The sequence below is a fragment of the Streptomyces sp. NPDC046862 genome, assembly GCF_040704615.1.
Lineage (GTDB): Bacteria > Actinomycetota > Actinomycetes > Streptomycetales > Streptomycetaceae > Streptomyces.
Genome location: NZ_JBEYXP010000118.1, coordinates 1 through 10,093 on the forward strand (window position 1 = coordinate 1; position 10,093 = coordinate 10,093).

At 69.9% G+C, this 10,093-nt stretch carries 9 protein-coding genes; 8 read left to right on the forward strand and 1 reads right to left on the reverse strand.

Annotation, left to right across the window (positions count from 1 at the left end; translation table 11 throughout):
- From AB0959_RS52745 to truA, 3 genes are all read left to right on the forward strand, one after another.
- Positions 1–314: DNA-directed RNA polymerase subunit alpha C-terminal domain-containing protein (locus tag AB0959_RS52745; protein WP_308812713.1), on the forward strand; the 314-nt coding region annotated here is incomplete at its 5' end.
- A gap of 180 nt (positions 315–494) precedes the next feature.
- Positions 495–1,004, forward strand: a complete 510-nt coding sequence (gene rplQ, locus AB0959_RS52750) for a 50S ribosomal protein L17 (RefSeq protein ID WP_366834171.1) — start codon at positions 495–497, stop codon at positions 1,002–1,004.
- Between the two features lie 175 nt (positions 1,005–1,179).
- On the forward strand, positions 1,180–2,070 hold the full coding sequence (gene truA, locus AB0959_RS52755) for a tRNA pseudouridine(38-40) synthase TruA (RefSeq protein WP_366834172.1): 891 nt from the start codon (positions 1,180–1,182) through the stop codon (positions 2,068–2,070).
- A gap of 6 nt (positions 2,071–2,076) precedes the next feature.
- Here truA and AB0959_RS52760 read toward each other — a convergent pair whose 3' ends face one another.
- Positions 2,077–2,979: a hypothetical protein gene (locus AB0959_RS52760; RefSeq protein ID WP_366834173.1), complete on the reverse strand. Its 903-nt coding sequence runs from the start codon at positions 2,977–2,979 to the stop codon at positions 2,077–2,079.
- A gap of 119 nt (positions 2,980–3,098) precedes the next feature.
- Here AB0959_RS52760 and AB0959_RS52765 point away from each other — a divergent pair, with 119 nt between their 5' ends.
- The 5 genes from AB0959_RS52765 (at position 3,099) to AB0959_RS52785 (ending at position 9,955) form a co-directional block, all read left to right on the forward strand.
- Positions 3,099–4,262 (forward strand): CapA family protein, encoded by a 1,164-nt coding sequence (locus AB0959_RS52765; RefSeq protein ID WP_366834174.1) that lies wholly within the window; start codon positions 3,099–3,101, stop codon positions 4,260–4,262.
- A gap of 202 nt (positions 4,263–4,464) precedes the next feature.
- Positions 4,465–6,711 carry a HAMP domain-containing protein gene (locus AB0959_RS52770; RefSeq protein ID WP_366834177.1) on the forward strand — a complete coding sequence of 749 codons (2,247 nt, stop codon included), beginning with the start codon at positions 4,465–4,467 and terminating at the stop codon, positions 6,709–6,711.
- Between the two features lie 7 nt (positions 6,712–6,718).
- Complete coding sequence (pgsB, locus tag AB0959_RS52775; protein WP_366834175.1) at positions 6,719–8,284, forward strand: poly-gamma-glutamate synthase PgsB; 1,566 nt, start codon at positions 6,719–6,721, stop codon at positions 8,282–8,284.
- An 87-nt stretch (positions 8,285–8,371) separates the two neighbouring features.
- On the forward strand, positions 8,372–8,854 hold the full coding sequence (locus tag AB0959_RS52780) for a poly-gamma-glutamate biosynthesis protein PgsC/CapC (protein ID WP_366834178.1): 483 nt from the start codon (positions 8,372–8,374) through the stop codon (positions 8,852–8,854).
- An 18-nt stretch (positions 8,855–8,872) separates the two neighbouring features.
- Entirely contained in the window at positions 8,873–9,955 is a 1,083-nt protein-coding gene (locus AB0959_RS52785) for an NlpC/P60 family protein (RefSeq protein WP_366834176.1), read from the forward strand.
- The last annotated feature ends 138 nt before the right edge of the window (positions 9,956–10,093 follow it).

Below are 10,093 nucleotides of genomic sequence, written 5' to 3' on the forward strand. Positions count from 1 at the left end.
CCCCGACGGACGCCGCCCTCGCCGCCGATCTGGCGCTGCCGATCGAGGAGCTGGAGCTCACCGTTCGGTCGTACAACTGCCTCAAGCGCGAGGGCATCCACTCCGTGGGTGAGCTCGTGGCGCGCTCCGAGGCCGACCTCCTCGACATCCGTAACTTCGGTGCGAAGTCGATCGACGAGGTCAAGGCGAAGCTGGCCGGCATGGGCCTGGCCCTGAAGGACAGCCCGCCCGGATTCGACCCCACCGCTGCGGCGGACGCGTTCGGCGCGGACGACGACGCGGATGCCGGGTTCGTCGAGACCGAGCAGTACTAAGAGCTCGGGACCGACGGGTTCGATTTTGGGTGCGGGTGCGCTGTGGCTTGTCGCGCAGTTCCCCGCGCCGCTTCCGGGGCGCCCCTTCGGGGACGCCCCGGATCTCCGACAGGCGACCGCCTGCTCGGATACTGACCTCGGTACCTGATACGGCCGGGGCAGACACACAGGAGAAGAACAATGCCGAAGCCCACCAAGGGTGCCCGTCTGGGCGGCAGCGCCGCGCACGAGAAGCTGCTCCTCGCGAACCTCGCGAAGGCGCTCTTCGAGCACGGTCGTATCACCACCACCGAGGCGAAGGCCCGCCGCCTGCGCCCGTACGCCGAGCGTCTGGTCACCAAGGCGAAGAAGGGCGACCTTCACAACCGCCGTCAGGTGCTCCAGGTGATCACGGACAAGAGCATCGTGCACACGCTCTTCACCGAGATCGGCCCGCGCTACGAGAACCGTCCCGGTGGCTACACCCGCATCACCAAGATCGGTAACCGCCGTGGCGACAACGCGCCCATGGCCGTGATCGAGCTGGTCGAGGCGCTGACGGTCGCGCAGCAGGCCACCGGCGAGGCCGAGGCCGCGACGAAGCGTGCCGCCAAGGACGCGGAGGCCGCTCCGGTTGCCGAGGAGGCCAAGGTCGACACGACCAAGGCCGACGAGGCCGAGCACTCCGCCGAGGAGTCGAAGGACGCGTAAGCGTCTGCGGGGTTCTGTTCGGTTGGCGGCTGCGAGTTCGTCGTGGTTGTTCGCGCCCACGCGGCGGAGCCGCATATCGACACAGCCCCGCGCCCCTTACGGGGTGCTCAGCGGGTCCGTTCCTTTCGAGGGGCGGGCCCGCTTTCGCGTTCGGCGGGCCTGAGAGGATCTACCTGTGAGTGACGAAGTGCAGCCCGGGTACGTGCGCGTACGGCTTGATCTCTCCTACGACGGCACCGAGTTCTCCGGCTGGGCCAAGCAGGCCGGGGGGCGGCGGACCGTGCAGGCGGAGATCGAGGACGCCCTGCGGACGGTGACGCGTTCGAAGGGGGACCTGTACGAGCTGACCGTGGCCGGGCGGACCGATGCCGGGGTGCACGCGCGGGGGCAGGTGGCGCATGTGGACCTGCCGCTGGAGGTGTGGGGCGAGCATCGCGGGAAGCTGCTCAAGCGGCTGGCCGGGAGGCTGCCCAAGGACGTGCGGGTGTGGGCCCTCAGGGAGGCGCCCCCGGGCTTCAACGCACGGTTCTCGGCCGTGTGGCGGCGGTACGCCTACCGGGTCACCGACAATCCCGGCGGTGTCGACCCGTTGCTGCGCGGCCATGTGCTGTGGCACGACTGGCCCTTGGACGTCGACGCCATGAACGAGGCGGCCGGGCGGCTGCTGGGGGAGCACGACTTCGCCGCCTACTGCAAGAGGCGTGAGGGCGCCACGACCATTCGTACGCTGCAGGAGCTGAGCCTCGTGCGGGGGGATGACGGCATCGTCACGGCCACCGTGCGCGCCGACGCCTTCTGTCACAACATGGTGCGGTCGCTCATCGGTGCGCTGCTGTTCGTGGGGGACGGGCATCGGGCGCCGGACTGGCCGGAGAAGGTGCTGGCCGCCGGTGTGCGGGACTCCGCCGTGCACGTCGTGCGGCCGCACGGGCTGACGCTGGAGGAAGTCGGGTATCCGGCCGACGAGTTGCTGGCCGCGCGCAACAAGGAGGCGCGGAACAAGCGGACTCTGCCCGGAGGGACTCTCCCCGGGGGAACTCCGCCCGGGACTGCCGCTTGCTGCTGAAGCCCGTCAGTCGTGCGCCCAGGACGTGACGAGGCCTGAGAGGGCCTTCTCGGCCTCGTCGGCGTGGCGGCGGTCTCCACGGGCGCTGGGGGCGAGTTCCACGTGGACGAACTTCGCGTGCTGCCGTTGTGCGGCCCTGCCCTGGACGTTCGTGACGCCTTCGAGGGGGCACCGGTCCTGCCAGCCGCGGCATACGCGGAGCCCGTCGGCCTCCATGGCGTCGGCCATGGCGGAGGTCTCGGTGTGCGCGTTCTGGGCGGCGCCGGTGGACAGGACGGCCTCGTAGGGGCGGTCGGAGTCCCTGGCGAAGCCGTGCAGTTGGACACCGGGCACGTCGCGCTTCTGGAGCTCCACGACGATGGTGTGGAAGGCGCTGTCCTCGCTGTGGGCGACATCGGCGGCACCCTCTTCGCCGGCTCGGCGGTGTGCGCCGGCCAGGACCAGTGAGCCGCCGGGGTTGTCCTCCAGGAGCCGTACTCCGAGGAGTTCGGTGTCGCGGTCGGACACCGGGTGGGGGACCTGTGCGTTCCAGCGCAGGCCGGCGTCGGCGTTCAGGTACAGGCGGCCCCAGTGCTGGGCCTCGCCCTGCCGCCGGGCCGCGATCTCGTCGTACCTGCGTCCGGACGCGGTGTCGGTGAGGCGGGTGACCTTCAGGCCGATGGGGGTCAGGAGCTGTTCGGCCTTCGTCGCGTTCCCGTCCAGGAGGTGTCCCACGCCCTCGGACAGTTTCTCGCGCTGTGCGTCGCTCGGCGGGGTGTAGTCGCCGTCGGGCTCGAACTCCGCCGTATACGTGAGGATGCGACTGCGAAGATCAACCAGTTCCCGGGACTGCGGAGCGGATTCCTCCGTTCCCTGGTCAGTTGATGACTGGCAGCCGAACAGGGCCAGGGCGAGACCGACTTGTGCCAAAATGCGAATGAAACGTGACTGTCTTGTGACGGTAATGGTAGTGGCGCTTGTGGGCCCCATGTGAATATTGCGCGGTGACACTTCGTTATCCTCTCCGGATCAGTCGTTCGGTTGCCGCCTTGGCGACGGTCGTCGCCGTGACCACCGCGTGCAGTTCCGGCGCCTCGACGCCGCAGGTCAAGTCGGGCGGGCGCTCGTTCACCGTCGCCGCCGCCGGTGACGTGCTCATTCACCCCGAGCTGGTCGAACAGGCCGCCAAGGATGCCAAGAAGACCGGCAAGGGGGAGGCCGGGCTGGACTTCGGGCCGATGATGGCCGGGGTGAAGCCGGTCATCAGCAAGGCCGACCTGGCCATCTGCCATATGGAGACGCCGGTCGGAAAACCCAAGGGGCCTTTCGAGGGTTACCCGGAGTTTCTTGTTCCGCCGCAGATTCTGACGACCCTCAAGGACGTGGGTTACGACACCTGCTCGACGGCCTCCAATCACACCTGGGACCACGGTCTGGGAGCCGTGCGGCGCACGCTGAACGCCATGGACAAGGCCGGCCTCGGCCACACCGGCTCGGCGCGCACACCCGAGGAAGCAGAACAGATCAACATCCGTGACGTCAACGGCGTCAAGGTCGCCCACCTCGCGTTCTCCTGGATGTCGTTCCTCAACCCGACACCCGAAAACCAGAAGTGGGCCTTCAACCAGATCGACACGGACGCGATCAAGAAGGCCGAGAAGCGGGCCCGGGAGAAGGGCGCCGAGGTGGTGATCCTCTCGCTGCACTGGGGCCTTGAGCACTACAACGAACCGAGCATCCCGCAGCTGGAGCTGGCGAAGCGGATCACCGAGGAGACGGGCGTCGACCTCGTGATCGGGCACCACTCCCACGTCGTGCAGCCGATCCAGAAGGTGAACGGCACCTGGTTCGCCTACAGCCTCGGCAACCAGATAGCCCGCCACTCCTCGCCCACCGGGCTCACCGAGGAGGGCGCGATCGGCTGGTTCGAGTTCCGTGAGACGACCGACGGCGACTGGGACGTGTCGGCCCGCTACGTCCCCACGCTGGTGGACATCCCGCCGGAGCTGGAGGCCGGTGAGAAGGCGCCCGCCGGAGCGGTCGAGGACCACCGGGTGGTGGACGTGCGCCAGGCGCTCAAGTCCCCGGACGGCCTCTCCGAGGAGCGGCTCGCCCGCTACCGGCTGGCCCAGGAGCGCACGAGCGGCTTCCTGTACAACCGCGGGGCTCCGGGTGGCGACGGACTGAAGGAGCTCGCGCTGGAGCGTGACTAGCGCCACAGCGCATTCCGGGGCGAGAGACGCAACCTCGGCGCTCCTTATCAGTCTTTTAAATGACGGCTTGTCATGCCCCCGCGTTTGGCGGTGTCCGGCAGCAGCCGTCATCCGTAGAGGTCTAAGGAGACCACCGGTGACATCCACGCGTGCCGCGCGCCCCGTGAAGGGCGGGCGGCGACGAAGCCGCAGACGGGCGGACATGCCGCTGCTCGGCGGCATCCGCCCGCCGATCGCGCTGCTCTGCGTGCTGGTGCTCGCCCTCGCCGGACTCACCGCCAAGGTGCTCGGCCCCGCCGGTGAGCAGGTCGTGCCCAAGGCGGTGCTGACCGCGCAGCAGCACTTCGCGGAGGACGGCGCCATCGCCCTACGCGCGTCGATCGACGAGCGGGTCACCGACCTGAACCGCACCGCCGAGGCGCTGAACCAGGGCTCGCCGGTGCAGCCGGAATCCATCCTGTCCGACCTCGGCAAGACGTACCAGAAGTGGACGGGCACCACGATCCTGGACCTGGAGAGCGGCAAGGTGCTGGCCGCCAGGGGTGAAACGATTCCTCTGGCCTGGCTGGACAAGGCCGCCCTCACCGGGGACAAGGCGCTCAAGCCCCGCATGGTCCGGCTGGAGACCGGTGACGTACGGCTGATGACCATGGCGGTCCTCAGCTGGAAGGACCGGCCGCAGCAGCTGCTGGTCGCGTCCAACAGCATGTCCGTGCCCGCCATCAACCTCGGGCAGTTCCGCTCCATGGCGGTCGTCGCCACCGGCGGGGAGGTCCTCGCCACGGCCGGCTTCGAGCAGTCCGAGGCGCTCAACTCGGACCAGGAGCGCAAGGAGCTGGGCTTCCTCCAGAAGCAGATGAGCGATCTCGCCGGCCAGTCGGCCCACGAGACCGAGGAGAACCCCGTCAGCGCCAGGGAACCCGGCTCCCGCGGCTACCCCGGCGTCAGCGGAACCCTGGTCGGCGACGCCTACAACGGCCGTATCGCCACGGCCGGATACGCTTCCCTCGCCTCCGCCGACCCCGAGGACAAGCAGAGCGTCGGCGCCGGGCTCGGGCTCACGGTGGTGGCCATGCTCCCCGTGGTCCAGCAACAGGCCGTCGCCCCGGGCCGGGAGCTGTACGGGCTGCTGGCGGCCGGCGCCCTCGTGGTGCTCGGCCTGCTCGCGGTGACCCTGCTCTGGATGACCGTGCAGCGGCCGCTGCTCCGGCTGTTCCTGGAGTCCCGCCGGCTGGCCCGCGGTGACCTGACCCGGCCGGTGGCCGTGCCCCGCTGGGGCGAGGCCGCGCGGGTCGGACACGCGCTGGAGCACGTGCGCGTGCAGCTCGGCGGCACCGGGGACGAGCCCGGCGAGCGCCGGCGCGCGAAGACGCGGTTCGGGGTGCGCGGGCCGCTCGCGCTGACCGCCGTCCTGCTGCTGCTGTGGTGCGTGCCGGTCGGCCTCCTGCTGAACCGTACGGACTCCTCCGTCAGCGTCCCGGCCTCCATGGTCAGCGACCAGCGCGACCGCACGGACCTGGTCGCCGACCGGGTGCGCCGCGCGCTCAACGAGGCCCAGGCGGACATGGTCTCCATGTCCCGGCTGATCAAGGGCGACGACGACGCCGCCACCGGCAAGGTGCTGGAGGCGGCCCTGCGCGAGCACACCCGCTACCAGTCGCTGTACCTCCTCTCCGAGGACGGCGAGGTCCTCGCCCGCGCGGGTGAGGAGCCGCGCGCCGACTTCAGCGGTGAGAAGGACCTTCCGCTGGTCCGGGTCGCGGGCAAGGGCGGGAAGAAGCCGGTCGTCCAGGTCGGGGCCCCCGTCCTGGACAAGAAGGGCGAGACCGTCGTCGGTGAGGTGAGGGTCGAGTTCCTCAACTCGCTGCTGAAGCGGCCCGGTCTCGGCGAGGTCCGCGTGGTGGACTCCAAGGTGGAGACCATCGCCGCCAGCGACGGCTTCCTGGCCTTCGAGAAGCTGCCGCGGGACGCGCTCACCGATGTCGTCCGGGCCGGTACGGTCCGGGTCGGTGCCGGTCCCGTCGAGAACGGCCTGCTGATCCGCGAGGGGCGCTCGGTCACCGTCGCGGCGGCGGCACCCTTCTCCGGCGGCGGTGTCGCCGCCGACATCGGCTGGACCGTGGTCAGCTGGCAGAACGCCAAGGCCTTCCAGACCGCGCCCTACCAGCTGGAGGACCGCAGCATCCTCGCCGGACTGCTCGGTCTCGCCCTGATCGTCGTCTGCCTCGGCTGGGTGTTCCTGGTCGTGGCCCGGCCGCTGCGGGCCCTCGCCACCGGCGCCGAGAAGCTGGCCGAGGGCGACCTCAAGACCGTGCAGTACCCGCGCTACCAGGACGAGGTCGGTGCCGTCGTGCGCAGCTTCGAACTGCTCCGTCAGCAACTCCAGGTCCGTAAGCAGAACCAGGCACGCCGGCTCGCGGAGCCCCAGCCCGTCGTCCGGGGAAGGTGACCCAGCCGTGCTCTATCTCTACTTCGTGCTGCTCATAGGCAGCCTGATGCTGCTCGTGGCGGGCATCGTGGAGCAGCGCCGGCACTACGCCGGCCTGCACAGCATTCCCTCACGGGTGCTGGTCAACGGCATCCGCGGCAAGTCCTCCATCACCCGGCTGTGCGCCGGGGCCCTGCGCGGCGGGGACCTGGTGACCGTGGCCAAGACGACGGGAACGGCCGCGCGGTTCATCCACCCCGACGCCACCGAGGAGCCGGTCTACCGGAAGTTCGGGATCGCGAACGTGGTGGAGCAGATCGGCATCGTCCGCCGGGCCGCCACCTACCGTCCCGACGCCCTCGTCATCGAGTGCATGGCCGTCATGCCGGCCCTGCAGGAGGTCAACCAGAGCAAGCTGATCCGCTCCACGATCGGCGTGCTGTGCAACGTCCGCGAGGACCACCTCGCCGAGATGGGCCCCACCCTCGACGACGTGGCCCGTTCGCTGTGCCGCTCGATGCCCGAGGACGGCATCTGCGTCACCGCGGAGAAGGAGCGCTTCCACATCCTCCAGGAGGAGGCCGACGCCCGTAACTGCAAGCTCGTCTACGCGGACCCGGAGACGGTCACCGACGAGGAGCTGCGCGGCTTCAGCTGGTTCACCTTCAAGGAGAACGTCGCGATCGCGCTGGTCGTCGCCGAACTGCTCGGCGTGGAACGGCAGGTCGCCCTCCAGGGCATGTACGACGCCCCGCCGGACCCCGGTGTCCTCTCCGTGGAGCGCTACGTCACGCCCGAGGGCAAGAAGCTCGCCTTCGCCAATGTCTTCGCGGCCAACGATCCCGAGTCGACGCTGATGAACATCAACCAGCTGCTCGACCTCGGCGCCATCCACCGGCCCCTGAACGTCGTGATCAACTGCCGTCCCGACCGCGTCGAGCGCAACGGCCAGATGGGCGAGATCATCCCCGACCTGCAGCCGGACAACGTGTTCGTCATCGGGCACCCCGCCAAGAGCGCCATCGACGCCATCCCGGCCGAGTGGCGCGACCGCGCGATCGACCTCGGCGGTGAGCGGCGGTCGGCCGAGGAGTTCATGCCGGCCCTGCTGGAGCGCATGGCGGCCGACTCCTCCCTCGTCGCCATCGGCAACATCCACGGCCAGGGCGAGGAACTCCTGGAGTACCTCGCCGAACTCCCGGCGGACGACTCCGCACCCGAGGACGCGGAGCGGCCCGAGGAGCCCGCGCTGCCGGCTCAGCCCGCGCGTCTGGACCCGTACGCCTCGTACCCCGTGGCCTACGAGGAGCGCTACCAGGCCTCGCAGACCCAGGAGATACCGGTGGTCCGCATCCCCGCTCAGCAGCGTCGCCCGTCGTGGGCCGAGCCCGCTGTCCAGCACCAGGGACCGTACGCCCAGGAGCAGGGACAGTACGCCGTCCCGGTCCAGGAGCAGGGACAGTACGCCGCCCCGGGCCAGGAGACGTGGCAGTACGGCGAGGGGCAGTACGGCGACGGGCAGTACGGCGACGACTCCTACGGCGGCCACCCGTACCCGGCGGCCGACGGAGGTGGTCAGCATCCGCACCCCTGACCTCCGCGGGCGGGGACGACGCCCCGCACGCTTATGCCGCCGCCGACCGCCCTGCACCACGACCCGCACCCGCGCCCGGAGAACCCGTTGACCACCGCCGCCCTGACTCCCGAGATGGCCGCCCTCGGCATCGCCATCGGCCTGTTCTTCTCGCTGCTGTGCTACCTGACCACCAACCTGTCCCCGGGCGGAATGATCACGCCGGGATGGATCGCCCTCACGCTCATCGAGGACCTCCAGCGGGCGGCCATGGTGGTCGGCGTCACCGCCCTCACCTACGCGGGCACCAAGGTCATGCAGCGACTGGTGATCCTCTACGGCAAGCGGCTGTTCGCCGCGGTGGTCCTGCTGGGCGTGCTGCTCCAGGCCACGGTGATGATCGTGCTCTCGATCGAGTTCCCGCTGCTGTACGGCAACCAGACCCTCGGCTTCATCGTGCCCGGTCTGGTCGCCTACCAGATGGTGCGTCAGCCCAAGGGGGCCACGCTGCTGGCGACCGGCGCCGTCTCGCTCATGGCCTACATCGTTGTCGCCGCCGGGCTGCTGCTCGGCATCATGCCCACAGTCTGAGAAACGGGGAGAGTTCGCATGGCAGGCAAGAAGAAATCGCGGCCGGTCGTCTCCGGGCTCGTGGTACTCGCGCTCGTGGGGACGTCCGGCTACCTCACCGTGGAGCTCCGCAAGCAGGACGAGCAGGGCGTCACGGAGATCACCAACGTCGGCGTGCTGGACGGCTCCGGCAAGTCCAACGACTCCAAGGGCGCGGACAAGGGCGAGCAGACGTGGTCGCGGCTGGAGAACCCGGCCCGCTCCGTGCTGCGCGGCTCCGACGGCCAGGTCAAGGCGGTGCTCACCGACGGGGCGCGCACCGCGACGCTGACCGGGCCGTCCCGCACCTTCGCCGAACCCTCCTCCACCAGCTCCAAGGTCTCGACGACGGACTGGGTGCGGCTCATGCCCGAGAAGTGGAAGAAGGGCGCGGAGAAGGAGAAGTGGTTCAAGGACTGGTACGCCGAGTTCGAGGGCAGCAAGAAGGACGACCTCTTCGCGTTCGCGTTCCAGTACGTCGCGGGCGCCAAGGACAAGAAGGACGCGCAGGGCACCCGGTACGCCGGTGACGCCAACTTCGGTCCCCTGAACACGACGGGGGCCGAGGGCGGTGACCTGCGCCTGGAGCAGTCCGACTTCTTCGACTTCCTCCAGGTGCCGTACCCGTTCCGGGACGGGGTGACCGGGACGCCGGAGGCGATGCGGGCCAGGTCCCTGGACTGCTCCGGGTTCATGCGCATGATCTGGGGCTACCGCGCCCGCTACCCGCTGATGTCGTCGGACCAGGCGGGTGACGGGCTGCCGCGTACCGCCAACGGTATGGCTCGCTCCAAGCAGGGTGTCGACGTGCTGCCGCTGACCGGGATCACGGCGAAGGACCGGCCGACCGGGATCGACCAGCTCCAGCCCGGGGACCTCGTCTTCTTCAAGCTCGACCAGCGGACCGCGCAGCGGCTGGACCACGTCGGCATGGTCCTCGGCTACGACACCGAGGGGCACCTGATCTTCGTGTCCAGCCGTGAGGAGGTCAACGGGCCGACGATCGGTGACGTGGGTGGGGTGTCCCGGCTGGATGGGAACGGGTACTACGCGAAGACGCTGCGGAGTGCGAAGCGGTTGTGAGTCGTGACGGGTGGGGGGTGACGGGGTGGGGGGGGGGGGGCCCCGCCCCCCCCCCCCCCCCCAACCCAGACCAGCCCCGGGGCGGGGCGGGGCCACCCCACCCGGGCACACGGGCGGAAGAGGGAAAAGCGAGTGGGT